Source organism: Gammaproteobacteria bacterium (assembly GCA_041395725.1).
Taxonomy (GTDB): Bacteria; Pseudomonadota; Gammaproteobacteria; order Pseudomonadales; family Pseudohongiellaceae; genus NORP240.
Genome location: JAWKZW010000001.1, coordinates 543,454 through 568,996, shown reverse-complemented (window position 1 = coordinate 568,996; position 25,543 = coordinate 543,454). Strand labels below are relative to the sequence as shown.

Below are 25,543 nucleotides of genomic sequence, written 5' to 3'. Positions count from 1 at the left end.
TATCAGATGGTCAGAAGCTCCATTGTTCCTGACAGGCCCCGGATGACAGGACGGTTTACGGTGCAACCCAGGAAGCAAATTGTCCCCCGGAACAAAACGGGGTCCGCACTGCAATATACTGATAATACATACAGTATAAAAGGGTATAGTTTGTCATGAAGCTCCATAAAAAATATGAGCGCATATACATGGCTGAAAGAACCTAAAGGAGGTATCAATCATGGCCGGGGAAAATGAAAAGACAGGTAAGAAAACGGCTTCTGCAGCGGCGCGCACATTGCGAAATCCGAAAGCATCCAAAGCCGCAAAATCAGCAGCAGGTTCAGCTTTGACCCAGCGAAAGAGTAGTGAAGTTACTGGAAAGAAGGCTGCATCTGCCGCATCCAGGACTTTACGAAATCCCAAGGCCTCCAAAGCCACGAAGTCGGCCGCCGGTTCGGCCCTGACGCAACGGGTGAAGCGGAAGTAAGAGCACAGTTTTTGAAAACCAACTCCAATCTGTAGAAGACCAGAAGCCCCATTGCTTCAATTTGGATTAAAAATAAACGGCTTTAGCCACAAGGACTCGGAGAAAAAGGCAAAGCACTAACGTTTAACAGCTGTTGCTTTGAACATTCACAAGATCGGCATATTATTGTCGTAATAATGTCGTAGAGGAGGGCGAATTCAACGGGTTTTTCACAGAAAAGTAATATCAAAATGAGCGGCTAGTAAAAGTAGGATAATCTATTACAAGGCAGCTACTCGTAAACCATTCGACACTAAAATGTGCTAGACAGGCCTACAAGATCCCGCTAAATTCGGGCTACGAACATTGTGGGAAGGCAAGGGCTACACCCTGACCATTTATTGGTCACCTCCGCACAATCTATCCAATAAAAACTGAAAAAAAATAAGAGTACGGAGGTTATCGTGCCTTTTTCGCCTACCCGTGGCATCGCCATATATTGCCTGCAATCAGCCGTTGTTTTTCTTTCCTTGGCATATTCAACACTCCTTACCGCCCAAGAATCCGGACGTTTCTGGGTAAGACCCAATGGTGGATATGTCGTTGCGGAAGGATTCGATATCGAAACAGTCTGCGAATTCATGATTACAGACGCGGATCAGTTAGCTAAATGTCCCGACGGTACACCGAAATATGGCTTTGGCAGTGTCACGCAACTAGATGTGGATAGCTATCAGTGCAACATTGAAATAATCGTCGAACGTTGTCCAGCGACAATTGGTACGACGCCGCCGGCTACCCCGATTCCCATCAATGCATCGAACCCACGTTACTGTGAATCCCCAAAAGAATTTCGGCAAAATCTCTTTCTTCCTCCATCACAATGGCAAACTGTTGCGCAGTATCTAGGAGACGGAGGCCCGAGTTGCGATAATTATTGCCCTGATGGCAAGACACCGATTGGACCTGGGGGACAATGTCCTGAACCGCCGGATCAATGTGAAGATGAGTGTGGTGATAATCCGATTAATTTAGTTAATGGTCACAAGTACCGCACTGAAGTGGATTACATGGGCTCAGGGGCATTCCCGCTACGCATCGAATGGCGCTACAACAGTTTTGGCAATAAGAACCGTACCAGCCATGGCTTGGACACTGATCCAGATTTCCCAACAACGGGTGGCCCGACAGAAACGCTGTATACCGAATCTGCACCAAACAATACTTCAGGGTTTCGGCGATACGGTGCGGAGATTCCCACTGACCCTCAGGAGCTGCTGACAACCTACACTGGTAATGCACAGCGCAAGTGGCGTAACTACTACGATCGCTACTTGGTGGCCAGCTTTGAAAAGGACAATATCGATCCGAATGATACGCCACAGGTCATTAATCTTTACCGCTATGACGGTGAGCAAGAAATCTATTTTTATAACATCGGCGCTTATGAGCCACAGAATGCCTATAAGACTAAGATTTCACGCCTGGATGTGTCACATCCACTAGCACCCGGCTGGGAAGCAATCAACGCGGCCAATGAGCGCGAGATTTACAGTCTCGATGGGAAGCTGCTTCAGATCACTGCCCCTAGCGGTCTTTCTCATACGCTGACCTATGACCCGGTCAACACGGCTCTGTTGTCCACTATTGCCGACGATTTCGGGCACACGCTACAGTTTTTTTACGAAGACGTTAATGATCCCGCGCTGGTCACTCGAATCACTGATCCAGATGGACACGACTATCGCTATACGCATACGACTCGCGGATTGATTGCTACGATTGTTTATCCTGATGAGACGCCGGGAGATCCCAACGACAATCCTTATCGTGAATTCCAATATAACGATGTGCGATTCCCCGATGGGATTACCGATATCTATGATGAAAACGGGGATTTGTATTCTCACTATGAATACGATGACAGCGGTTGGGCCACTGTTACCGAACTTGGTGCGGGAGTCTCACGCTTCGAGATCGACTATGACTGGGTAGCAAACACTCGCACGGAAACGAACGACTTGGGATTAGAGTCGGTCTTTACGCTGCTCTCGAATGACTTGATCAGTCAGATTTCCCGAGCGGCATCACCGTCGGGCTATTTCCCAGCTGCGAATCTGTCGCGTACCTACGACACCAACGGCTATCGCGCCAGTCAGACAGATTTCAACGGCAATGTTACTAACTATGTTCATGATATTCGAGGCCTCGAGATTAGCCGTACAGAAGCGGTGGGCACATCGGAAGAACGAACCATCACCACTACCTGGCACCCGGACCTACGCTTGCCCACTCAGATCGTCGAGCCAGGACGCACAACAGACATGACCTATGACAGTAACGGCAATCTGTTAACCCGAACCGAAACCGATACCACGACCCAATCGGTACCGTATTCCACCAACGGGCGCACCCGTACCTGGACCTATACCTATTATGCCCAGGGAGCCAATGGCCAGTTCCTCGTTGAAACGGTAGACGGTCCTCGAACCGACATCAACGATGTCACTACGTATACCTACACGCCAGAAGGCTATGTCGCCACGATCACCAATCCGTTGGGGCAGGTTACCCAAATCACTAGCTACAATGCCCGCGGCTTACCACTGACCCTGATCGACAGTAACACGGTCACCACACAGATGACCTATCACCCGCGAGGGTGGTTGCTATCCAGCACGGTAGTTGACCCCGTTGGTAGCAACGATGCCACCACAACCTACCAATACGACAACGTCGGGCAACTTACCCGAGTGACGCTACCCAACGGCGCGTACTTGGACTACGAATACGATTCGGCACATCGCCTGACTGCCATCAGCAACAACCTGAATGAACGCCAGGAATACTCGCTGGATGATGCGGGCAATATTACGGCGGAAACCACCAGAGATGGCACCAGCACCATAACTCGCACCCAGACCCAGGTCTATGACGAGCTGAGCCGTATTTATCAAGCTATTGGCGGAGCCAATCAGTTGTCGCAAATGGCCTACGATGACAATGGTAACCAGACCACCATGGCGCTGGACCCGCTCGGCATCAACCAAAGCACGATACAAGCATTCGATGCCCTAAATCGCCTGGTCACCGTGACTGATGCAGACTTGAATGACAGCGATTACGGTTATGACGCCAGAGACAACCTGATCTCGGTTACTGATCAGCGCGGCCTCGCAACAACCTATACCTATGATGGTCTAAACAATCTGATTCAGCTTGATAGCCCGGACACGGGAATCACCATCTACACTTTTGACGACGCAGGGAATCAGGGTAGCCAGACCGATGCACGAGGTGTTGTCACCAACTTCAGCTATGATGCCCTGAATCGACTGGCGGCGGTTACTTATCCAGCCACCCCGTCTGAGGATATCGCTTACACCTACGATCAGCCTGCAGCTGGATACGGAGTCGGACGGCTTACTCAGCTCACCGACCAAACCGGCAGTACTAGCTACGTCTATGACCATCGGGGTAACCAACTGCAGGCTTCGGTGACTATTCAAGGGAATGCTTACACAACCGCCTACGCCTATGACCTGGCCGACATTATGATACAGACAACGTACCCCAGCGGGCGGGTTGTCAATCATCAGTTGGATGTTCTGGGTCGGGTTGAAACTGTAACAACACAACAGAATGGTGGCGCACTTTCGGAGACTATTGCTGAAAATGTCAGCTATCTCCCTTTCGGCCCAATGCAATCACTGGATTATGGCAACGACCTGGAGCTCAATCTCTCAATCGACCAGGACTACCGCATTGCGGGACTCGTTGTTGAAGACAGCAATGCAGTTAATCCGGATGTCCTGGACCTGACCTATACGCAAAATGCTATAGACAACATCACTGACATCGTCGATGCCGTCGATCCGACGCGAACGCAGGCCTTTAACTACGATCAGCTCAATCGCTTGATCTCCGCCGACGGGCAATACGGATTGCAGGGCTATAGCTATGACGAAGTCGGTAACCGCCTCTCACTCTCAGTGACAAAAGACGGGTCCACCACAACGGAAACCTACACCTATGACACCGCCAGCAACCGGCTACTCTCGGTGGATGTCGATGGCGACTTGAGAACGTTTCAGTACGACAACAACGGCAATATCATCGGCGATGACCGCGGCAGCGACACCGGTTTTAACTTTCAATACAACGATCAGAATCGCCTGATTCAGGCCACTCCTCAGGGAGGGCAATAGTCATGGGGTTTTCCAGGTTTTTGCCTCGCCGATGTAAAAGAATTAGTGAGAACTTTCTCTCGCTATTCCAATATACTTTAACCGTAGTGCTGTTTACTTTGGCAGCGACCAGTCAAGCAATGGCTCAAACCAGCGTTCAAGTGAATGTTCAGGATGATCTGGGCAATAACCTTTCAGGCCTTAATGTCTATGCCTTTGATAACACCACCTATACTGGCAATTCGGCGGTAACAGACGCCAGTGGGAATGCACAGTTTACCCTCGCCGACGGTGATTACCGGCTTCGTGTCGATAAAAGCGGCACACAGTATTTCAGCGGGGCGAACAATCACTGCTCAGTACCGGCCTGTACCTCTGTTTCTGTAGAAGTCCCTCGTGCGGTTGAAGTCACCGTGTCCAGCAGTGCCGGTGGATTTGAAAGCGGCCTCAATGTCTATGCCTTCACCGGAACGACTTATGCCAGCAAGTCCGCTGTCACCGATGCCAATGGCGTCGCAACCTTTCAGTTGCTTTCTGATGACTACCGCTTTCGTATTGACAAGAACGGCACGCAGTTCTTTACCTCCCCGACAAACCATTGTTCGATTCCCGGCTGCACGGCCATTACTTATGAAGTCCCGGAATCAGTCACCGTTACGGTAACTGGCGCCGGCGGGCCAGAGCAGGGGCTCACTGTGTATGCCTTCGATGGCACAACCTACGTCAATAAGTCAGCGGTGACTGATGTTAACGGTGAGGCGGAATTTACCCTATTACCTGGCGATTACCGGTTTCGCATCGATAAAAGTGGGACGGAATATTTTACTGATACCGCAAACCACTGTTCAGTGCCCGGCTGCAACAGTGTCAGCTTTCAAATGCCTGCGCAGGTGACTGTGAATGTCACCAGTAGTAGCGGCTCCGCCGAAGCCGGATTGAATGTGTACGCCTTTGATGGCAGCACCTATGTCAATAAGAGTGCAATCACCGATGCGAATGGTGACGCGGTGTTCACGCTACTTGCTGGTGGCTACCGGTTTCGTATTGATAAGAATGGCACCCAGTTTTTTACCGATGCAGTCAATCACTGTTCGGTGCCAGGTTGTACCGACATAAGCTACGAGATCCCAGAGTCGGTAACGGTCACCGTTACCAGCAGTGGTGATGGATTCGAAGCGGGGCTCACTGTGTATGCCTTCGATGGCTCAACCTATGTCAATAAATCCGCAGTAACCGATGTCTACGGGGAAGCCGTGTTCACGCTGTTACCCGGCGATTATCGCTTCCGCATCGACAAGAATGGCACGCAATTCTTCACCGACACGGTAAATCACTGTACCGCCCCAGGGTGTACCGCAGTGGCCTACGAAGTGCCTGAATCGGTTACGGTAACAGTCACCAGTAGCGGAGGTGGGGTCGAAGAAGGGCTCAATGTGTATGCTTTTGATGGCTCGACCTATGCCAATAAATCCGCAGTAACAGACGTCAACGGAGAAGCCCAATTTACATTGCTTCCCGGCGACTATCGTTTCCGAATCGACAAGAACGGCACCCAGTTCTTCACCGACGATGTGAATCACTGTACCGCGCCGGGCTGTACGGCAGTGACTTATGATGTCCCTGAATCGGTGGTTGTCAGTGTGACCAATAATGCGGGTGGTGTTGAGCAAGGATTGAACGTCTACGCCTTCGATGGATCGACCTATGTCAATAAATCCGCCGTTACAGACTCAAATGGCGAGGCGCTCCTCTCTCTGTTACCAGGTAACTACCGATTCCGAGTAGATAAGGGTGGCTCACAATATTTCACTGACACAGTGAATCATTGCGCAGTGCCTGGCTGCACATTTGCGACAGTGGAAGTGTCGGCTAATTTGTCGGCCTACGTTGTAGATCCAGCCCTAGGCGCTTGCCTGGACGCAGCCGGCTCTGCGAATAGTTGGACTGCACCTGCCGATGTCACCAGTTTAAGCTGTAACGGACAAGGTGTGACCAATCTGACAGGTCTGGCTAACTTCAGCAACCTGACCAGTTTGTCGTTGACCAACAATGCCATCACCTTACTGAATGAGCTCTCTGGGCTTACCAACCTCACTTCATTAGACTTGTCCGGAAACATCTCGCTTGAGTGTAGCCAACTGGGTGATCTTGATGGGGTGCTTGGCGCTGGGGTGATAACCCACCCTTCCTCCTGTTTGGGTGAGGGCGAACAGGTTTTTAACGTACTCAATCCCGGAAAGCCCGCAACAAACCTGTTCAGCTTTGCGGCGGCCAGTACACCTGTGGGAGATATTATAACCAGTGCGGTTACCTACAACCCGGGTACTGATTCTTATGACGGCAGCGTGTACCTGATTGATGGCACCAACGGCAATGCACTACTGGAAATTCAAAACCCAAGCCCGACTGGGTCGGACTATTTTGGCTGGTCAGTAGCATCGACACCTAATGGCGATATTGTTGTCGGTGCCTGGAATGATGAAGTCGGCGGCATACCCGCAGGGGCTGTATACCTGTTCAGTGGTTCAAGTGGTGTGCTGCTTCAGACGTTCGCCAATCCATCACCCACCGCGGATGATCGCTACGGTTACTCACTGGCCACAACCAGTATTGGCAGTCTGATTGTAGGCGCTTACCAGGAAGCTGGAGGAGGGGCAGTCTATGTCTACGATGACCAGGGCACGCTGTCGCAAACCCTGACTAACGGATCAGGCGATACTAACGGGGAGTTCGGTAAAGCCATTGCCACCACGTCGTTCGGTGACATTGTGATTGGTGCACCGAAACAGGATGTCATCGTTGGTCCGATCACTTTAACGGATGCTGGAGCGGTCCACCTGGTCTCAGAACTTGGAGGCATAGCTCTGTTAACCATAGACAATCCCAGTCCGGCTGATTTCGACGACTACGGCAGTGCTGTGGCTACATCAGCGCTTGATGACATAATCATCAGTGCACGCTTCTTGGACAACAATGCATTGGATGACGGCAGTGTGTTCGTCCATGACAGCCTTGATGGGTCACTGCGTTGGTCGGTCGCCAATCCACTGGCCGATACCAATGGCCAATTTGCTGCCACAGTCGCAGGTACACCGCAGGGCCATGTGGTAGTCGGCTCAGTAAATGACGATGCAGGTGCGGACAACTCGGGTCGTGTGTTTGTCTTCAACGGCAGCGATGGTAGTCTGATCAAGGTCATTGATAATCCTAGTCCACTTGCCAATGTGAGTTTCGGCCAGGGTCTTGCCATCACTCCAGTTGGACAGATAGCCATTGGTGCATTCGGTGCTGATGGAGGGTTTGGTCAACTTTACCTCTTTACCAGTGTTGGTACTGGAGAATCCTTGGATCTACTCAATGAACAGGATTTTCCTGATCCTAATCTCGAAGCGTGTGTCATAGGAGAAGCGGCGGTAAACGGCTGGTCAACAACGGATGAAGTCACCGCCCTGGATTGTTCCAACAGCGACATTGTCGATGTGACTGGGTTAGAAGTGCTCACCAATCTTGCGACTGTCGATTTGACAGGTAATACAGAGATCCTGTGTAGCGACCTGGATGATCTGGAGATGGCACTTTCTGCAACGACCGTTACCAGGCCTAATCCCTGTGATTTAGGTGGAGGATTGGGCCCGGCTCAGGTTCAGAATTTGCACAATGCGCAAGGACAACGTGTGGTCAAAACTGTGAACGGGGACCCGAATGCAGCTGTTCACTTTATCTATGATCAAGCAGGGCAGGTGATTGCGGAGATTGATGCGGCTACTGGCACTACACTGAGAGAGTACATCTACGTCAACGGTCAACAGGTTGCAATTGTTGATGACACAGGTACACAGGACGAAGAGACCTATTTTGTTCACAATGATCACTTGGGAACGCCGCAAAAGATTACGGACGACACCCAGCAAACTGTCTGGGATGGCGTCTACTACCCGTTTGGTGAAGTCGAAGAAGTCACTGCCACTATCGAGAACGAGATACGGTTTCCGGGGCAGTACAGTGACAGTGAAACTGGCCTACACTATAACTACTTTAGGGATTATGATCCGAGCGTGGGAAGGTACGTGGAAAGTGATCCTATTGGCTTAGGTGGAGGAATTAACACTTATGTCTACGCACTAAACAACCCTAAACTATTTGTTGATCAAGATGGTCAAAATCCTGCTCAGTTCAATGCGGCGTTCCTAAATCAATTTAGGTTCTGGTTTAGGAAGGAAAATGGATTTGATCCTGTGCAAAAGCTGAATGGTTACAGAAATAAACTTAAAGTAATTTATGGTTGCTATAGCTGTGAAATAGAATGCATTACAGAGTTTTTTCTCGATTTTCTGCCTGAAAAAGCAATTGAAAATGGCTTGAAGAGAGGTGCTGAAAGCATTGAACGAGAAGTAGCAAAGCAGATAGCTAAACTTACTATTAAGAATTTGTTTGTTGTTACGAAAGTAGTAGGACTAGGATCGACCACTACATGCGTACTTGTATCATGTCAAAACAGGTAGAAATTTAGTTGAATATTTACTATTTCATATTTGTACTTACGTATGGTCTTTTTTGCTGGGGTTCTATTTGCCTTGCAAAAAAAAAGGGTAGGTTTACAAATGGGTTTTATTTGACCTCCATTTTAATTCCTCCAGTTTCACTTATAGTTGCACTTGTTTCTGATGTCAAAAATGCGGAGAATCCAAGCATTAGCCCATTTTTGTTTTTTTTTCATTTGCTTGTCGGTGGGCTTTTAGTCCTGGTGCTTAGAATAATATAAAGGATAAATATTGAATCTCCCTGGGTTTACCAAAAGGTCTATCCTTTCAAGAAATAGAACTTTTGGTAAACCCGAGGCGATTTATTTCTAAAGTATCTGTGGTTCATATGCGGAAGCAATCTGCGAAGCCATGAGCCGCCCCAACATGCGATTTGTTCAGGCCAAGACTATTGAGCAGCAAGATATTCAAGCCCTACACCGGGTGCTCTCTGAGCTGAAGTCCCACCGTACTGCCAAGGGCAATCAGATTAGAGGACTTCTTTCCGAATATGGCCTAGTCGCCCCGAGGCTGTTGAATTGCAGCGAATTTTGACCCATTGTATTTTACTTTGACCCTCTAAATGGGCAGCAATCGCGCTAAATCAGTAGCAGGTAGTGGGTCAACTTTTCGATGCAAATGTGGCTAAAAGTGGGTCAATCGAACATGCAAATCAACAATGCAGAGAAAAAGAAGCTCGCATTTGCTGAAAAACAGGTGAAATAACAAAGCCCGCTGCGGCGGGCTTTGTTATTGCTCCCTCGGAATATCTTCCGGCTCCACATGCCGCCGCTTATGGATCACGGCCAGCACTTCAATGAGGTGATCGGATTTGATCTAGTAAATAATGCGGTAGGAGTAAAGGCCCAGTTCGCGCACGGCGTCTTCGTTCAGTTCTGACACCATGTGGCCCTTGCGGGGCAGCTCATAAAGGCCGATGGGTTTTTGCACCAGTTCTTCACTGACGCGCTTGGCGTAGAGCGGTGAATCCTCGGCGATGTAGTCGTGAATATGACGAAGTTGGGCTTTGGCGTGAGCCGTCCACTTCACCATGTTTGAATATCCTTGAGCACCTCTTCAGCCGGTTGGGTGTTGCCATTGACGGCGTCCTGCTGGCCGCGGCGGATATTCTCCAGTACATAAAGCCGGTACATAATTTCTTCGGTATCGGCGGTGTCCGGCAGTCGCTGGATGGCGTCCAGGGCTTCCTGTTTGGCGGTATGAGATTGCATGTGTGAACCTCCTTTGAGTGTTGAGGCCCGGCTGACCAGAGCAACCGGGCTTTGCATCATTATCGGCTATTGGATGGTTGGCACGGTGCGACAACCAGAGGTTGGTGATTGATCTTTGGTACGGTACTCGTAGTGGGTCTCATTGGCCTTAATATACCGCTCTTCACAGGATTTACTTTTTTGCAGGCGCATGCCTGCTTTACCATTGTTGGTAGCCATGACTCACTCCAAAGCAGTGGGTTGTGGTTAGCTGGCCTTGGGTGTTGGTAGCACCCTGGGTCAGCGCTTTATGATCGCTTCAGCCTTCTACAAGTGCCCGCCTTGCGTAGTGCTTGAGAATCAGGCTTTCCAGTAACGCCTTGGCGATCTTGATCTCTTCCTCATCAAATTGATTTAGCGCCTCGAGCTGGCGTTTTAGCTCCTCTCTGGGTTCCCGTTCGTCCTTGTCTGTTTCTGGTTTACGGCACGCGTTCGTCAGGCAGATCCTGACTCGAAGATTATGATTCAGAGAGCTGAAAAAGTTTACAGCGGGCCGGTGTGAGCGTCCGATAATTCAAATTCTGCGTTCCACTCACGTTCCACAAAAGGGACAATTTGAGACGATGAGAGACAACTGCTCGAGATTTTATAAATAAAAAAACCATTTAAGAATCAGCATCTTAAATGGTCTCTCGTGGTCTTTCGAAGTTTTTCGAGATGGTGCCCAGGAGAGGACTTGAACATCTCTGGACGTCGACATTTTATCAATAAATACAATGCGTTAACTGGTATTTCCTGTTTTGAGTTCCACGTACGTTCCACATATCAAACCGCATATTTCATGAAAAATGTCGAATCGATATTTGAACTTATCTTTCAAGGTGCAAACAAAGAATTCCAGCCAAGGACCTGCCGGGACAGAATGCTACCAGACTTCGCTTGCATTTCCACGTGTTTTTCGGCGCCGGGTTGAAGGGGAGGTTAGTGGCGACGATATCTGATATCTCCAGCGATGGCGGCGTGTTGCCACTGCGACAAGCCGATGGACGTACTGGTCTATTTCATGCGGTGGTCAAGGAGTTGCGTCGCCTGTTCGATTGATCCGACTCTCAGCCATCTTTATATCGACAAGTAGCCCCCCAAGCACGAGTGCTTGCAAGTGATTAAGATGGGCTTCAAGGGTCGATTTTCACCGCAAATTAACAGCCAGTGTAGTCCGACCCCTGGCGGGAGTCTTAACCAGAGCGAAATTCGGAGCCTCGGAGTGACAATGCGAGTATCTGGTTCGGAGATTTTCCAGTAAGTTAAATCCTTATGTATAACGATGAGTTACGACATTGGACGATGCCATAAACAACTTAATTTGTGCGCTATTGAGTGAAAATTAGCCCGTTTCTTACTAAACATGCACTTCGCTACTTGGTTCGCCAGAATACATGCCACAATTAGACTGTCCGCAACTCTCGCTTAATTTTCAGATGGAATATAGAAACACCACAATATCAGCGGGTTGTGCAACCGACTAGCCACAAGTCCAGATATCTTAACGAGGAAGGCATTGAGCAAAGACTGAGGACACCTTTTATTCTTCTTAAAAGCACAAAGATTGCTGGAACGCATGCGGGAAAAGGCTGGCTGGAAATCCGCAAGCAGGGACGCAGTTTTCATTACTCGGCCACCGTCCCCCGGGACGTCAACCTGGGACAGCGTGTGGCCGAGATGGTAGACAAGTCCTGCGGTGGCAACCCGGAGAAACTGATGATGGCCCTGCTGCACTATCGGGGTCTGAGCGAAGAAGAAGTGGCACGGATCCGCAGTATGCTGGACGCCGCCCGGAACCAGGACAAGACCTGATCCGGCGAGAGGGGCGGCTGATCGAAGCAGACGCCCCGCACCGTCCAAGATCCCGGTGTGGGGTGGCTGCGGTTGCAGGATTTTGTTGTTGTTCAGCTCAGGTCGAAACGGTCGGCGTTCATGACCTTGGTCCAGGCGGCGATGAAGTCCCGAACGAATTTTTCCTTGTTGTCATCCTGTGCATAGACCTCGGTGCAGGCACGCAAAATCGAGTTGGCCCCGAATACCAGATCGATACGGCTTGCAGTCCAGCGAGTAGCGCCGGTCTTGCGATCACGGATTTCATACAGATTATCCGACACCGGCACCCAGGTGAACGTCATGTCTGTCAGGGTAACGAAGAAATCGTTACTCAATACACCCGGATTGTCGGTAAACACACCATGCCTGGTCCCACCGTGGTTGGTGTCCAGGACCCGCATACCGCCAACCAGCACCGTCATTTCCGGCGCTGTCAGACCCATCAGCTGGGTGCGATCCAGCAGCAGCTCTTCGGCACTGACGTTATAGTCTTTCTTGAGCCAGTTTCGGTAGCCATCGTGAAGCGGCTCCAGGAATGCGAAGGACTCAACCTCCGTCATCGCCTGGGAAGCATCACCTCTACCGGGCGCGAAGGGAACCTCGATCTCGTAGCCGGCTGCCCTGGCAGCCTGCTCGATACCCAGATTTCCGGCCAGCACAATCACATCTGCGACGCTGGCGCCGGTTTCTTCGGCGATGGGCTCCAGCACCGCAAGAACCCTGCCCAGTCGTGCCGGCTCGTTACCTTCCCAATTCTTCTGCGGGTCAAGTCGCAGTCTGGCACCATTGGCACCGCCTCTCAGGTCGGATTTTCGGAAGGTACGGGCGCTGTCCCAGGCAGTGGCCACCCTGTCGCTGATGGAAAGGTCACTAGCCGCGATCCTCGCCTTCACCGCCGCGATATCGTAGTCAGTGCTGCCAACCGGGACCGGATCCTGCCAGATAAGATCTTCAGCGGGAATATCCGGTCCAATATAACGGGATTTCGGACCCATGTCGCGGTGAATAAGCTTAAACCAGGCACGGGCGAACATCTCCGAGAAGTACTCCGGGTCCTGATAGTAACGTTCGGCAATCTTGTGGTATTCCGGATCCATCTTCATTGCCATATCCGCATCGGTCATGATCGGGTTGTAACGAATGGAGGGATCTTCCACGTCGACCGGCTTATCCTCCTCCTTGATATTGATCGGTTCCCACTGCCAAGCCCCGGCCGGACTTTTCTTAAGTTCCCAATCGTAATTCAGCAACAGATAGAAGTAGCCGTTATCCCATCTGGTCGGGTGCGTGGTCCAAGCACCTTCGATGCCGCTGGTCACACTGTCGCGGCCAATACCTCGTTTGGACTTGTTGATCCAGCCCAGACCCTGGTCCTCGACACCGGCGGCTTCCGGGTCAGGCCCCAACAAAGCGGCGTCTCCATTACCATGGCACTTGCCTACCGTATGCCCGCCTGCAGTCAATGCCACGGTTTCCTCATCGTTCATGGCCATACGTGCGAAAGTGACCCGCACATCATGGGCGGTTTTGAGTGGATCAGGATTTCCGTCCACCCCTTCCGGGTTCACGTAAATCAGGCCCATCATCACAGCCGCGAGTGGATTTTCCAGCGAGTCGCGGTCTTCAGTACCGGAGTAACGGCTGTCGGGCCCGCCAGAGGGCGCCAGCCATTCCTTCTCCGAACCCCAGTACGTATCAATCTCGGGATGCCAGATATCCTCGCGTCCGAAGGCGAAGCCAAAGGTTTCCAGTCCCATTGATTCGTAGGCGATATTGCCGGCCAGGATAATCAGGTCGGCCCAGCTGATCCGGTTTCCGTACTTTTTCTTGATCGGCCACAACAGTCGGCGGGCCTTGTCCAGGTTGACATTATCCGGCCAGGAATTCAGCGGAGCAAAACGCTGATTGCCGGTACCACCGCCGCCACGGCCGTCGGCTACGCGATAAGAACCGGCCGCGTGCCAGGCCATTCGGATCATCAAACCACCATAATGGCCCCAGTCCGCAGGCCACCACTCCTGGCTGTCGGTCATCAGGGCATGCAGATCCTTTTTCAGCGCATCGACATCCAGCTTTTTCACTTCTTCGCGATAGTTAAAGTCCTTTCCCATGGGATTGGACTTGGTATCGTGCTGATGCAGAATGTCCAGTTTGAGCGCTTTCGGCCACCAGTCCATGTTGGACTGGCCCGCCGCTGTGGCGCCGCCATGCATGATCGGGCATTTACCCGTAGCATCGGGGTTGGTGGTAGTCATAAGATTCTCCTGTCAACGGTAAGTCAGGCGACATCAGGAGGGCCAGGCCGATGCGCCAGGGAAGGTTATTATAGTTGGGATAGAGAAGTAACTTCAGACTACATGGAATACCTCTGGCCTGCAGAGAAGTTCCATGTAATCAGAGGTTCCTTAGAGATTAAACCCGGTTTGCAGGCTCGTAACAATGAAAGTTACGAGAATAACGGTTCAATGTTGCAATTTGTTGAAAATTCACTATATGGAAACTGATCAGCCCTGGCACAGACTGCACCGAATGTCATAACGGACGAATTCCATTTCGGGCAAAGCAGTTCATACTCCGGAGTCGATGGGATCACCCAGGTGACGAACTGCCCGCCTCGACAGCACAGCAGGACCAGGCTTATAAGGAGAACAAAAGCCATTTCATAACCTGCACGTTGTCCAGCTTCGTGATCGTCCGCTCTCCAACAGTCTGAAATATTTCAAAGCCTCTGGAAAATCGCCTCCTCTGCTTTGCCGATTGCGCCATCATTTGATTGTAAATCGGGCATGGTTAGTTATCGGGTCGAAAGCAAACCGACCACCGTCCCTGACAGGCTGTTTATACTCGTCTTTACTCAGGTCGTTACTTTTAGCTGGACAAGCTAAGTTGCGGCGGCCCGCCCTCGGGTGGTAGCAATGCTTGTTAGTTGACAGACTTCCGGCTGTTCAGATGCGCCTGTATCTGCCGAATCACCGCCGGGTCTTCTATGCAAGCGATAATCCTAACCGAGCCCTGATACTACTCGCAGGTTTCAATGGCGATATTGAATACCCGTTTCAGGCGCTCAGCCTGGTTCTTTCTAGGGTATTTGCCCCGTTTCGAAGCGGCTATCAGTGCCCGGTTTTTACTTTTGTGCGCGAACACACCATGGAAACGGGTAAGGTTGACTCTGAGTTTCGGCACCAGGGCGGCCAGTCGGGCAATAAAATAAGGTGAGTGTTCAGAAGTACCTTGCCACGGGTAGCCTGGGAGAGAACATCCAGGAACCAGTTTCCTGGTGCCAGAAAGAAGCTGCCAGGCTGGAAAAACACCAGGCACGCTTTCCGGCGATAGTAGCTGCTGCAGAAATGGCGGAGGACAAACTTCGTATCCCCTGGCAAAATCTGGATGTATTGACGGAATATCACGCCACCCTTGATAACCAGTTGTATAAACCTTGAAAAATCAAAGGGAAGTACAAGGATGGCGAATTCGGGCAATAGATGCGGGCAATGAACCTGTGAATCGAGATGTATCGGTAGATGCTGCCTAATTGGGTTTGGCTCCAGCTGCTAATGATCGAATTAATGCCATGGCTTACGCTCCGGCTGCATGGATCAATTTGTGCCTTTCAGTGAATTGACTGTTGAATCCGCGTTTTTTGCAACATCTTCAACAACGGTCACTGTCAAATAGCACGGTAAAGGTGAGCTGAACAGAGTTGAGATATGTCAGTATTCTACTGGATTGCAGGAAGTGGCCTGGCCATGGCGTTGATCGCCATGGTAGGCAGCATCACTTTACTGTTGAAAGAGGAAACTCTGCAGCAGCTAATGCTGCCGCTGGTTGCTTTCGCTGCGGGGTCGCTATTGGGCGGCGCTTTTTTCCATATGATCCCCGCGGCACTGACCGAGCTTGAAACAGACCTGCAGGTGTTCGCCTGGCTGGCCATGGGATTCAGTGTTTTCTTCGCCTTGGAGCAACTACTGCACTGGCATCATTGCCACCGGTCGCAAAGCAGTTGTCGTGAGCCTCTGACCTACCTGATCCTCATCGGCGACGGATTACATAACTTCGTTGGCGGACTCGCTATCGCAGGTACGTTCCTGGTTGACATTCGCCTCGGAATCTTGGCATGGCTGGCTGCCGCGGCCCACGAGATCCCCCAGGAGCTGGGTGACTTCAGCATCCTGCTGCATGGCGGTTGGGACAAGCGTAACGCCCTTTTATTCAATTTTATTTCCGGTCTAACCTTTCTACTGGGAGGATTGCTGACTTACACGCTGGCTTTCAGTTTTGATATCGCGTTTCTCATACCCTTTGCGGCCGGCAACTTTATTTACATCGGCGCGTCTGACCTGGTACCCGAAATCAACAAACATGAGAATTTTCGCAGCAACTTAATCAGTTATCTGGCGTTCCTTGGCGGACTCTTGTTGATGCTGGAGCTACACCTGATCAATTAAGGAACTACTGATCAATTGGGGATTCCTGTGACAATTATCCAAGCATTCTCAATACCGGAAAGATTAGTTTTTGTGACAAATCAGATATTCACGCAATTTTTGGGATATAGTTCGAATTCGCAGTTTCAACAACACAAAGTTTCCTTGTAATCCTAACAATTGAGGAGCGCACAATGTCCGAGCCTTCGACCATAGCACCGATCCGCGAAGCGGTGGGAATCTTTTTCGGTTCCGAAAAACTGGAAGAAACCATCCAGGACCTGCAGGACGCAGGGTTTCAACATGATGAAATCGGCCTGCTGGCTGGAAAGTTCACAGTAAGACAGAAGCTTGGGCATCTGTACGAGGAAATCAACGAGGATTCAGCCGATCCCGAAGCACCGGATACTGCCTTCGTGGCGAAGAAATCGGTTGGCGATACCGTACATGCACTGGTCGGCACGCTGTATATGACCGGGGCCGCGGTTGCCGGCGGAGCCGTCGTCGCCTCAGCCGGCATTCTGGGCGGAGCTGTCGCTGCCGCTGCCGCCACTACCGCAGTTTTCAGCGGCATCGGAGCGCTGCTGGCGGTTATTATCCATGAGAGTGACGCAGAGTACCTGGAAGAACAGGTCGATGAAGGTCACCTGCTGCTTTTCGTCCGAACCCGAGACGAAGAAAAGGAAAAACTGGCACTCGAAATACTGTCCAGGCACGCAGCCTACGACCCCAGGGTCTACACCGTAACAACCTAGCCTGCCCCATAACAGGGACAGATCTGTTTTCAGGTAAAATAAATCTGTCCCTATTATGAATCCGCTCCTTCTGTGGGCACTACCGACGCAAGGTGAGTTCCATGATCTTCAGACAACTGTACGATTCCACCTCTTCCACCTACACCTACCTGCTGGCGGATGAGACCAGCCGCGAAGCGCTGCTGATCGATCCGGTATTCGAGCAGTTCCAGCGCGATCTGGCCATGCTGCGGGAACTTGGGCTGACCCTGAAACTGGTTGCAGACACTCATGCCCACGCCGACCATATCACCGCTGCCTGGCTGCTGAAGCAGAAAACCGGCTGTAAGATCGCCATTTCAGCCGCTGCCGGCGCCGAGAATATGGATATCGGCCTGCAGCACGGTGAGTCGTTCGGCATCGAGGGAGTGACTCTGGAAGCGCGTTCCACACCGGGACACACCAACGGCTGTATGAGTTTCGTCCTGTCCGACAAGTCCCGGGTATTCACCGGTGACGCTCTGCTCATACGCGGTTGCGGCCGCAGCGACTTTCAACAGGGCAACGCCTCACGCCTGTATCATTCCATTACCGAACAGCTGTTTACCTTGCCGGATGACTGCGCAGTGTTCCCGGCCCATGACTACAACGGTCGGACCCAGTCCACCATTGGCGAAGAAAAGGCGTTCAATGCCCGCGTCGGTGGTGAGGCGAATGAGAACGATTTCGTCAAATACATGAACGCCATGCAACTGCCACACCCGAAAAAAATCGATGAAGCGGTGCCCAATAACCTGCGTTGTGGAAAACCGGAATCCGGGGAAATGCCACCGGAAACCGACTGGGCGGACCTTCGCATCAGCTATGCCGGTGTTCCCGAGGTAGAGCCGATCTGGGTGATGCAGAATCAGCCTTCCGTCACCATTCTGGATGTGCGGGAACCGGAAGAACTGGACGAAACCATGATGGCGCTGGACAACGCGATTTTCATTCCACTATCAGAGTTGCGGAATCGGGTTGATGAAGTCCCGACCGAGAAGCCGGTAGTGACCCTATGTCGCTCCGGCAAGCGCTCGGCCCTTGCCATCAACATTCTCAAGGAAGCCGGGCACGAGCAGGTGGCTAACATTTTCGGCGGAGTATTACGCTGGAATGCCAGTGCCGTCCCTCACAGTATCACGGGCGGAGATTCCTGATTCACCCTGGCCGTAGAGCCACCTGTTAACCGTAAAACTCGAACAAGCTGCCCCGGAGATACCCTCCGGAGCAACAGCCTATTTATTCAGGGCTCGCAACATCCAGGCCGTTTTCTCGTGAACCCGCATGCGATCCGAGACCAGGGCTGCGGTGGATTCGTCGTCGGCTTCCTGGGCGATGGACAGAACCTTGCGACAGGTTTTTACTACTTTTTCATGCCCGTCGGTGAGAATATCCACCATCTTTCCACCCTCTGGCACACCATCCACTTCCTTGATGCTGCTGAGCCTGGCGAATTCCTTGTAGGTGCCTGGGGCTGCCACATCCAGAGTTCTAATTCGTTCGGCAATCTCGTCGACGGCCATGGCAAGTTCGGTGTAGTGCTCTTCAAACATCAAGTGCAATTCGCGGAACTGTGGACCAACCACGTTCCAGTGGAAATTGTGCGTCTGCAAGTATAGCGTGTAGGAATCAGCAAGCAGATGCTTTAGACCTTCGGCAATCGCCTCCCGGTCTTTGGATCCTATACCTATATCAATAGTCGTACTCATACTTATTTCCTTTTCAGTATTAGCGGAATCTTTCTATCGGGTATTGACAAGTTAACGCTCAGAGTCGAGAAAAACTAGTTGTTTAACTTCTTCATATCGCCACTGCCCATTCCCAGAACGCAAAGGCACGCAACCGAAATAGTTGATAATTCTGCGCGGAGACTAGGTGTCTCCCCAGGTTGAACAAATTACTCACAGCGGCATGTGCGTCTAATAACCTCTTAGCTTGCTGCATCGATTTGAACTTACCCATACCCCTTTCTCGCACCCTCGTTGGCTGATGAAAAAATTCCCCCTTATTGTTCGAATACCTATCCGAGTCGTGAATTGCATCGGATAATAACTCTCGATGTGCGACCTCATAACTACGCAATTTGTCGGTCGCAATTTCGCGTGGCGAATTCTTAGATTTCCACAAAAAACGCCTGAAAAATCGTTTACCTGAACCGCCATCACGTTTCTTCTGGAGGAATATATCCACCACTTCACCCTCCTGGTCGACGGCTCGCCAGAGATAGTGTTGCACACCTCGGATCATCACGACGACTTCGTCAATGTGGAATATATCACCGAATCCTTGATGCCTTCACTTCAGGCGTTTGGCGTATGCTTGTCCAAATTTATTACACCACAGCCGGATGGCTTCAAAAGTCACGTCGATTGCACGTTTGGCAACAAACATATCTGCAATGTCGTGGTGGCTTAGGTTGAATCGAAAATAGAGCCAGTTGTCCTACCTTATAGGAACAGGAACGGCTGGATTTGTAATAAACAGACCGTCATTTGTGCTAATAATAAATTCAAGATTGAATTTATCATCATCTATTTGAGTTAGTTCAAATTCACCATATATCAAATGTCCTTCATCTGTAGTTGAGCGCCAACGGCTAGAAGTATCACTCACTTTATCTGTGATACTCCATCCTTGCGAGACAAGTTGGTCTGATATGTGGCTATAGATACTACTGGCAGAATGACTAGATTGAGTTTGTGCCGCGATAGTGTAGCGATCATCAGATCCTCGACTTCGTGAACTAGGGACTAGTCCGCGATAGATGGTGCCTCGCTCTGGTGGTAAACGCATTACAGGAATATATCTCTGGATTCCAGAATTTCTACTTGTCGTTATTCTCTCTATTTGTTGATTCCGATCTGCAACCCTGTCAAGACAGTTATCCCCACTTGAGTCTACGGTGGTCCTGCTTCCAAATAATACATATAACTTTACACTACCTCTCTCCATGGCCCGAATGCTTATCGACCCTGTTCAATCGTTGCATAGGTTTACCGGTGTCGGTAAATACACCGCAGGTGTGAACCCACGTTCTGGGTAAGACATGGCAGGATGTTTTATATACCCATCAGCTTCCAACGATTCCGTGAGAACAAACATCCCGTCACTAAGGCCGAGTTCACTTTTAACAACAACCCTAGAGTAACCAGGTATATCCATGTCCACCCCTCCAACAATAGAAAATTCGGTGGGTATGGTTACCGGAGGAAAGTCGGTCGGTATTTCATCATAGAATCGTATGTTTCCGAGCTGAGGAAGCTCGATTAAACTTTTAACCAATTCTATCGGTATATCGCCTTCGATTTCCGCAGCATTATTAATCGATGGAGACAGAAGTATAATGATAGAAATAATGAATCGCTTGGACGCTGCCATTGGGCGCTACTCCAAAAGATTATTGGAAACCTGCCCATATATTGCCATAAATCTCGTGCCGCCTGTACTGGTAGACAAATGCCAAAATTGATTTATAGAAACAACAGCCCTTTCAACTTCCCATTGCATTCGATTAGCTCGATCTTCGATAAAATCGGAAAATTAGGTTGGTAGCAAAAACAGTAATCTTTAAGTCCCGATTTTCCGGCCAATATTAGTTCTTGAAAGCAGGCAAATTATTGTGTGCCCTAATCTGCAAACATTGAAATATATGTGTTCGGTATTCATAAATTCGCCACCAATCCAGTTACCGTATTAGGCGATCACACTCTCTCATGATTTTCTGAATTTAATACGTTCGAAACTGGATCGAAAATAACAACCTGCTAGGTCAAGTTCGCTTGGCCAGTAGTTTTATCATTTTGGGCTTGGATTCCACTAGGTCGGCAATAGAGTATTCATTCAGCTTGTCGTATAGAGCCTGCTGTCCAATCTTTAACACTGACTTCAGTGTGCAAGCTGGGGCCAGTTTGCATGAAATACTTTCGCAATCAATGAATGTTTCATGACCTTCGAAGTGCCTGATCACATCCCCTACCATAATTTCCTCGGGTGGCCTCGCCAGTTCCATGCCGCCGCCCTTGCCCTGGTAAGTGACGATGTATCCGCTCCTGGAAAGTTCGTGCACTACCTTGCGGAGGTGTTCGATGGAGATGGGGTAGAACTCGGCGATTTCTTTAAGCGTAGACCGCTTGCTGTGGTTGATTGCCAGGTAAAGCAAAACCCTCAAGCTGTAATCGGTAAATCGTAAAAGTTGCATGACAGAACCCCGACTTTGAGTATGTGTCTGCTGCCGGGCCCTGTCAATGCCACTCGACGTGTTTGAATCCCAAGGAGTGTCGCTGCTGACCGCCAATCACGGCCTCGCCGTTATCGGCGAAAGTCCTCGAATTCACCGAGGAACTCGTCATGGTGAAATAATCCAGTCGCCTGGGTCTTCAGGGTTTCGCTCCAATAAAAATCCGGGTCGTAGGACTTGTCCGCCCATACGTACCAGTCCTCCGCTTCAATGCCCTCATATTCAACCACCATGACGGCGCCTCCCGGCATCTTCCCGTTATTGGTGGTGTGGTGTTCATTGTGGTCATGGGCAATCCAGCGTCCTGGATTGTTCATACGAACGATGACATCGTATCGTTCGCCGGGTTGCAGTGGCAGAACGTCAACGGCTACTGGGTTTTCCAAAGGCAGTCCATCCTTGTGGGTTACCAGCACATCATGTCCATGCAGATGAAACGCAACAGGGATGGTGGCGGCAAACAGTCTCAGACGCAGTACGTCACCTTCCTTTACCCGAAGCGGTTGTGTGTTAGGAAAAGACTTGCCGTTAATAGAGAAAAATGAAATGGGTTCGCCCGGGTGGCCGCCTTCTCCATAATCGTTCGCCACCTCTGGATTCCAGCCGGAAAACATTAGGATGGCGTCCCGGGTGACACTTTGCTCCAGTTCGGTCGGCTGCAGCGGATCCACCACAAATGCTCCCCACATGCCCCGTGTACCGACATGCTCGGCAACGTTGACGTGGCAGTGATACCAGAGACTGCCGGTCTTGTCGGCAGTAAACCGGTAGGTAAAACTTTCGCCCGGCTCAATGGCTTTCTGGGTAATATCCGGAACGCCGTCGGATTGCCAGCTGTCGGTCTGGTAGAACCCGTGCCAATGGATAGTATGGTTCAATGAGGTGTTGTTCACCAGCGTCAGTTCCACCTCATCTCCTTCCCGCACTCTGATAAGAGGACCGGGAACCTGTCCGTCGTAGGCCCAGACCTTGGACTTGAAACCCGGTGCGATATCGAGAGTGACTTCTTCCACTGACATTTCGAATTTGTGGGTTTCCGCCTGGGCTGTGGCTGCCCCGCTTACAGAGGCTACCGCCAATACCAGATAACTCGCCATCACAACTTTCTTCAGCATGATATTTCTCCGCCCAGTATCTGGGTAATCAATTGGTTTCATTGCTCCTGGCAGCACAGCACTCTGAGGTAGGCCACCAGGTCTTCGATTTCTTCAGGGCTGAGTGTTTTCCCCCAGTTGGGCATCAGTACCGACTTATTGACAGACTGTCCCCCTTCGGAAATGGCCTTGAACAGTTCCTCATCGGTCCGAGCAATCATTTCGTCATGGTCGGTATGGTTGCGTGGAGCGACCTCCAGGTGAGGGGCATTGATTCCCTTTCCGGTTCCCTTCAGCCCATGGCACTGGGAACAGTTGTTGCGGTAAAGAATCCTGCCGTTGTCTGCGTCCGACGCGGTTGCCAGCACGCTCCAGCACAGTGTCGCTACCATCAGTGAGGCCTGCGCCAGGATTGAAGCGTGATTACGTGCAAGTCTCATAGTTCAGTCCTCCTTGTGCAGTGATTTCAAGTAATTGACCAGTTTGTGAATCTGCTCATCCTGGAGATTACGATCCGGCATGGAGCTTTGTTGGTTCCAGGCGCGTGGGTTCTTGATGTAGGAAACGATGAATTCCGGCTGCAGGCGTTGCCAGGCGGTATACAGTTCCGGACCGGATACGCCCCCGTATTCGGGCGTATCACGATGACAACCCCCACAACCCTTGAATTTGACAAAATCCATGGCACCGAGACGGGGAGAAATTGGTGCCGGCGAGTACTCACTGGACTCCGCTATCAGCTGGTCATGTGGTCGCAGACTCATCAACCAGTCGCTCAGTTGCTTCGCCGCTGCTGAATCAACGGATGGGTGGGGAGCCAATGAAGCGGTATCGATGCTATCGCCTTCCTCGGAAGTGATGATGTGGTCGGCGAAGAATCCGCCAGCGGGTCGAATTCTGGTCGGTGTCTGCAACCAGCTCTCGAGCCAGTCCCTGTTGAACTTGTTGCCTGCGTAGAATAGCGGGGGTGCTACCTGGACTGCACGGTCACTCTCGACGGTTACCTGATGGCATGTCAGACAGAGATTGGCGGCAGCGGGCATCTCTTCGGCAAAGCCGGCTACCGGTACAACCGGCCAGGCCAGCAACAGGGTCAGCAATGGCAAATGGTTGCGCTTGGTCATGGTCTGGCTCCTCGTCTATCTGATGATCAGTTCACTCTTGCCTTTTTCCGGTTCCACGCCCTCGTAGGTCATCAGCACGGTAATGGCACCGCGAAGAGCATGTCGCATCCGGTGGTCAACCAGAGCGTTGTTGGTAGGCCGGTCCGCCGGAGGCACAAGGTCGAATACCATGCCATGCGCCGGCGGCACTTCCACTGTCTGTAGCCCGTAGCGAACATTCTTGGGGTTTCCGTTATCCCAGACCCGCTCCCAGATTCCTGCAATGGGATGGAAAGCCGCAGCTTCGTTTATCATGGCGTTGACAAAGAAGATTCTGACTCTCTCGCCAGGCTCGGCTTCCAGGGTGAGGCTGGCGTTCGAGTCATGGACGGGGTCATAGTGAAAAACCTTTCCGTTTATCAGCGCATTGGTCCAGTCTTTGCCCATAGCACGATCTTCAGCGCTGGTGCCCTCCGCGAACAGGTCGCCCTGAACCAGCACGTACTCCCGGTCGGGTCGCGGAAAGGTTTCCGAATAACCGGCGGCCGGGTCCACGATAATTACGCCATACATACCCCTGGAAATATGCTCAGCCATGGAGTCTGATCCGCAATGGTAGATAAACACGCCGGGGTGATTAGCTGCGAAGGTAAAGTTCTTCTGTTCGCCTGGATTGACGGATGCGAACTCGTCCAGAACATCAACGATAGCGGCGTGAAAGTCTATGGAATGGCTTTGCTCATTGTCGGCGCTGTTGTGCAGAGTGAATTCGACGACATCGCCCTCGGTAACACGTATTACTGGGCCGGGAACCGTCCCTGAATAGGTCCACATCGATTGCTTGTTGCCTGCATTGTCTATGATCAGGTCCGTTTCTACGGCGTCGAGACTGACCTTGACGGTTTCCGCCCAAACCGGGACGGACAAGGCTGTCAATAATGCGACTCCCAGCCGGGTAACAGTGCGCAGGTTCATTGGTTTCTCCTGTGAGTGTGAATGATTAAAGCGGTTGATCTGTGAAAGTAATATAAACATGTAAATCGAATGCATGTTTTCATAAAGATAACATGCATGTCAAATACATTTAATGATATGCTGGCCGCACCGGTCACCCGTGTGTGAACCAGTGCCCGGCCTGCGACCGGGCAGCAACCTGATCCATTTAAAGTTTTTGGGGGCAATCCATGTTGAGAAAGATTGCGGGCTATCACAAAGACGATGCCGACGATTGGGTCGCGGAGCTGGAGTGTTATCACAACCAGCATGTTCGTCATCGTCCGCCGTTCCAGGTCAGGAAGTGGACGCAATCCAAATCCGGTCGGGATTCCATGCTTGGCAGCGAGCTTGAATGCGTGCTGTGCAACGATCTGGTCTGGCCGGAAGCACTGGTGTTCAAACGCCGGACGCCAGAATTCAACCAGCAGGATTTCCCCGAAGGGTTGAAAAAAGACCATAGCACCAAAGCCGGTGTGTGGGGGCGCATCACCGTCGTGGAAGGATTACTGCGCTATCACTGTGACGCGCCGGTGGATCGATCGCTATTGCTGGAAGCAGGCATGTCGGCAGCCATACCCCCGGAGTTGCGCCACCGAGTCGAACCGCAGGGACCGGTCAGGTTCTACGTGGAGTTCTTTGCCAGAGAGGCGCAACCGACGTAAGCCTTAGCGGGTG

General features: G+C 51.1%; 22 protein-coding genes and 2 pseudogenes. 9 read left to right on the top strand and 15 right to left on the bottom strand.

Annotated features, from left to right (window positions below; translation table 11 throughout):
- Positions 1 to 153: 153 nt before the first annotated feature.
- Positions 154 to 420, bottom strand: coding sequence for a hypothetical protein (locus R3F50_02450; protein MEZ5489162.1), 267 nt, complete (start codon positions 418 to 420; stop codon positions 154 to 156).
- A gap of 1,098 nt (positions 421 to 1,518) precedes the next feature.
- Between R3F50_02450 and R3F50_02445 the strand changes: the two genes are divergently transcribed.
- The 3 genes and pseudogenes from R3F50_02445 (at position 1,519) to R3F50_02435 (ending at position 9,686) form a co-directional block, all read left to right on the top strand.
- Positions 1,519 to 4,656: a hypothetical protein gene (locus R3F50_02445; GenBank protein ID MEZ5489161.1), complete on the top strand. Its 3,138-nt coding sequence runs from the start codon at positions 1,519 to 1,521 to the stop codon at positions 4,654 to 4,656.
- 98 nt (positions 4,657 to 4,754) lie between these two features.
- Positions 4,755 to 9,137 carry an RHS repeat-associated core domain-containing protein gene (locus tag R3F50_02440; protein MEZ5489160.1) on the top strand — a complete coding sequence of 1,461 codons (4,383 nt, stop codon included), beginning with the start codon at positions 4,755 to 4,757 and terminating at the stop codon, positions 9,135 to 9,137.
- Positions 9,138 to 9,506: 369 nt separating this feature from the next.
- Positions 9,507 to 9,686 (top strand): annotated as a pseudogene (locus R3F50_02435) (IS110 family transposase).
- Between the two features lie 306 nt (positions 9,687 to 9,992).
- Here the strand turns inward: R3F50_02435 and R3F50_02430 are convergent.
- The 3 genes from R3F50_02430 to R3F50_02420 form a co-directional block, all read right to left on the bottom strand.
- Complete coding sequence (locus R3F50_02430) at positions 9,993 to 10,208, bottom strand: type II toxin-antitoxin system RelE/ParE family toxin (GenBank protein ID MEZ5489159.1); 216 nt, start codon at positions 10,206 to 10,208, stop codon at positions 9,993 to 9,995.
- The gene (locus tag R3F50_02425; GenBank protein ID MEZ5489158.1) at positions 10,202 to 10,387 is read right to left on the bottom strand and encodes a hypothetical protein; all 186 of its coding nucleotides are present in this window, start codon (positions 10,385 to 10,387) and stop codon (positions 10,202 to 10,204) included. Before R3F50_02425 ends, R3F50_02430 begins: the two co-directional genes overlap by 7 nt.
- Positions 10,388 to 10,453: 66 nt before the next feature.
- Entirely contained in the window at positions 10,454 to 10,606 is a 153-nt protein-coding gene (locus R3F50_02420) for a hypothetical protein (GenBank protein MEZ5489157.1), read from the bottom strand.
- Between the two features lie 1,272 nt (positions 10,607 to 11,878).
- On the opposite strand from R3F50_02420, the gene R3F50_02415 reads away from it, so the two are divergent.
- Positions 11,879 to 12,220, top strand: coding sequence for a BlaI/MecI/CopY family transcriptional regulator (locus R3F50_02415; GenBank protein ID MEZ5489156.1), 342 nt, complete (start codon positions 11,879 to 11,881; stop codon positions 12,218 to 12,220).
- A 92-nt stretch (positions 12,221 to 12,312) separates the two neighbouring features.
- Here the strand turns inward: R3F50_02415 and katG are convergent, their stop codons facing one another.
- Positions 12,313 to 14,496 (bottom strand): catalase/peroxidase HPI, encoded by a 2,184-nt coding sequence (katG, locus tag R3F50_02410; GenBank protein ID MEZ5489155.1) that lies wholly within the window; start codon positions 14,494 to 14,496, stop codon positions 12,313 to 12,315.
- Positions 14,497 to 15,163: 667 nt separating this feature from the next.
- Positions 15,164 to 15,448, bottom strand: a pseudogene (locus R3F50_02405) (transposase).
- A 5-nt stretch (positions 15,449 to 15,453) separates the two neighbouring features.
- On the opposite strand from R3F50_02405, the gene R3F50_02400 reads away from it, so the two are divergent.
- The 4 genes from R3F50_02400 to R3F50_02385 all read left to right on the top strand — a co-directional run bounded on the left by R3F50_02400 (position 15,454) and on the right by R3F50_02385 (position 18,595).
- On the top strand, positions 15,454 to 15,681 hold the full coding sequence (locus R3F50_02400) for a hypothetical protein (GenBank protein ID MEZ5489154.1): 228 nt from the start codon (positions 15,454 to 15,456) through the stop codon (positions 15,679 to 15,681).
- 267 nt (positions 15,682 to 15,948) lie between these two features.
- Complete coding sequence (locus R3F50_02395; protein ID MEZ5489153.1) at positions 15,949 to 16,686, top strand: ZIP family metal transporter; 738 nt, start codon at positions 15,949 to 15,951, stop codon at positions 16,684 to 16,686.
- A gap of 173 nt (positions 16,687 to 16,859) precedes the next feature.
- Positions 16,860 to 17,420, top strand: coding sequence for a hypothetical protein (locus R3F50_02390; GenBank protein MEZ5489152.1), 561 nt, complete (start codon positions 16,860 to 16,862; stop codon positions 17,418 to 17,420).
- Positions 17,421 to 17,521: 101 nt separating this feature from the next.
- Positions 17,522 to 18,595 carry an MBL fold metallo-hydrolase gene (locus tag R3F50_02385; protein ID MEZ5489151.1) on the top strand — a complete coding sequence of 358 codons (1,074 nt, stop codon included), beginning with the start codon at positions 17,522 to 17,524 and terminating at the stop codon, positions 18,593 to 18,595.
- Between the two features lie 78 nt (positions 18,596 to 18,673).
- Here the strand turns inward: R3F50_02385 and R3F50_02380 are convergent, their stop codons facing one another.
- The 9 genes from R3F50_02380 to R3F50_02340 all read right to left on the bottom strand — a co-directional run bounded on the left by R3F50_02380 (position 18,674) and on the right by R3F50_02340 (position 24,847).
- The gene (locus R3F50_02380; protein ID MEZ5489150.1) at positions 18,674 to 19,147 is read right to left on the bottom strand and encodes a Dps family protein; all 474 of its coding nucleotides are present in this window, start codon (positions 19,145 to 19,147) and stop codon (positions 18,674 to 18,676) included.
- A 91-nt stretch (positions 19,148 to 19,238) separates the two neighbouring features.
- Positions 19,239 to 19,703, bottom strand: a complete 465-nt coding sequence (locus R3F50_02375) for a DDE-type integrase/transposase/recombinase (GenBank protein MEZ5489149.1) — start codon at positions 19,701 to 19,703, stop codon at positions 19,239 to 19,241.
- A 177-nt stretch (positions 19,704 to 19,880) separates the two neighbouring features.
- The gene (locus tag R3F50_02370) at positions 19,881 to 20,051 is read right to left on the bottom strand and encodes a hypothetical protein (GenBank protein MEZ5489148.1); all 171 of its coding nucleotides are present in this window, start codon (positions 20,049 to 20,051) and stop codon (positions 19,881 to 19,883) included.
- 363 nt (positions 20,052 to 20,414) lie between these two features.
- The gene (locus R3F50_02365; protein ID MEZ5489147.1) at positions 20,415 to 20,816 is read right to left on the bottom strand and encodes a hypothetical protein; all 402 of its coding nucleotides are present in this window, start codon (positions 20,814 to 20,816) and stop codon (positions 20,415 to 20,417) included.
- Positions 20,817 to 21,207: 391 nt separating this feature from the next.
- On the bottom strand, positions 21,208 to 21,636 hold the full coding sequence (locus tag R3F50_02360) for an Rrf2 family transcriptional regulator (protein MEZ5489146.1): 429 nt from the start codon (positions 21,634 to 21,636) through the stop codon (positions 21,208 to 21,210).
- A gap of 110 nt (positions 21,637 to 21,746) precedes the next feature.
- Positions 21,747 to 22,790: a multicopper oxidase domain-containing protein gene (locus R3F50_02355; GenBank protein MEZ5489145.1), complete on the bottom strand. Its 1,044-nt coding sequence runs from the start codon at positions 22,788 to 22,790 to the stop codon at positions 21,747 to 21,749.
- Positions 22,791 to 22,828: 38 nt separating this feature from the next.
- On the bottom strand, positions 22,829 to 23,209 hold the full coding sequence (locus R3F50_02350; protein MEZ5489144.1) for a cytochrome c: 381 nt from the start codon (positions 23,207 to 23,209) through the stop codon (positions 22,829 to 22,831).
- A gap of 3 nt (positions 23,210 to 23,212) precedes the next feature.
- A complete protein-coding gene (locus R3F50_02345; protein ID MEZ5489143.1) occupies positions 23,213 to 23,893 on the bottom strand; it encodes a c-type cytochrome in 681 nt (226 codons plus the stop codon).
- A gap of 15 nt (positions 23,894 to 23,908) precedes the next feature.
- Complete coding sequence (locus R3F50_02340) at positions 23,909 to 24,847, bottom strand: multicopper oxidase domain-containing protein (GenBank protein ID MEZ5489142.1); 939 nt, start codon at positions 24,845 to 24,847, stop codon at positions 23,909 to 23,911.
- A gap of 209 nt (positions 24,848 to 25,056) precedes the next feature.
- Here R3F50_02340 and R3F50_02335 point away from each other — a divergent pair, with 209 nt between their 5' ends.
- Complete coding sequence (locus tag R3F50_02335; GenBank protein ID MEZ5489141.1) at positions 25,057 to 25,530, top strand: DUF3565 domain-containing protein; 474 nt, start codon at positions 25,057 to 25,059, stop codon at positions 25,528 to 25,530.
- Positions 25,531 to 25,543 lie beyond the last annotated feature (13 nt).

Bases quoted from the DNA above. Each gene is read 5' to 3' on its own strand.
- R3F50_02445 (MEZ5489161.1), top strand. From the start codon at position 1,519: ATGGGCTCAGGGGCATTCCCGCTACGCATCGAATGGCGCTACAACAGT.
- R3F50_02430 (MEZ5489159.1), bottom strand. From the start codon at position 10,208: ATGGTGAAGTGGACGGCTCACGCCAAAGCCCAACTTCGTCATATTCAC.
- R3F50_02425 (MEZ5489158.1), bottom strand. From the start codon at position 10,387: ATGCAATCTCATACCGCCAAACAGGAAGCCCTGGACGCCATCCAGCGA.
- R3F50_02420 (MEZ5489157.1), bottom strand. From the start codon at position 10,606: ATGGCTACCAACAATGGTAAAGCAGGCATGCGCCTGCAAAAAAGTAAA.
- katG (MEZ5489155.1), bottom strand. From the start codon at position 14,496: ATGACTACCACCAACCCCGATGCTACGGGTAAATGCCCGATCATGCAT.
- R3F50_02395 (MEZ5489153.1), top strand. From the start codon at position 15,949: ATGTCAGTATTCTACTGGATTGCAGGAAGTGGCCTGGCCATGGCGTTG.
- R3F50_02390 (MEZ5489152.1), top strand. From the start codon at position 16,860: ATGTCCGAGCCTTCGACCATAGCACCGATCCGCGAAGCGGTGGGAATC.
- R3F50_02385 (MEZ5489151.1), top strand. From the start codon at position 17,522: ATGATCTTCAGACAACTGTACGATTCCACCTCTTCCACCTACACCTAC.
- R3F50_02380 (MEZ5489150.1), bottom strand. From the start codon at position 19,147: ATGAGTACGACTATTGATATAGGTATAGGATCCAAAGACCGGGAGGCG.
- R3F50_02365 (MEZ5489147.1), bottom strand. From the start codon at position 20,816: ATGGCAGCGTCCAAGCGATTCATTATTTCTATCATTATACTTCTGTCT.
- R3F50_02360 (MEZ5489146.1), bottom strand. From the start codon at position 21,636: ATGCAACTTTTACGATTTACCGATTACAGCTTGAGGGTTTTGCTTTAC.
- R3F50_02355 (MEZ5489145.1), bottom strand. From the start codon at position 22,790: ATGCTGAAGAAAGTTGTGATGGCGAGTTATCTGGTATTGGCGGTAGCC.
- R3F50_02350 (MEZ5489144.1), bottom strand. From the start codon at position 23,209: ATGAGACTTGCACGTAATCACGCTTCAATCCTGGCGCAGGCCTCACTG.
- R3F50_02345 (MEZ5489143.1), bottom strand. From the start codon at position 23,893: ATGACCAAGCGCAACCATTTGCCATTGCTGACCCTGTTGCTGGCCTGG.
- R3F50_02340 (MEZ5489142.1), bottom strand. From the start codon at position 24,847: ATGAACCTGCGCACTGTTACCCGGCTGGGAGTCGCATTATTGACAGCC.
- R3F50_02335 (MEZ5489141.1), top strand. From the start codon at position 25,057: ATGTTGAGAAAGATTGCGGGCTATCACAAAGACGATGCCGACGATTGG.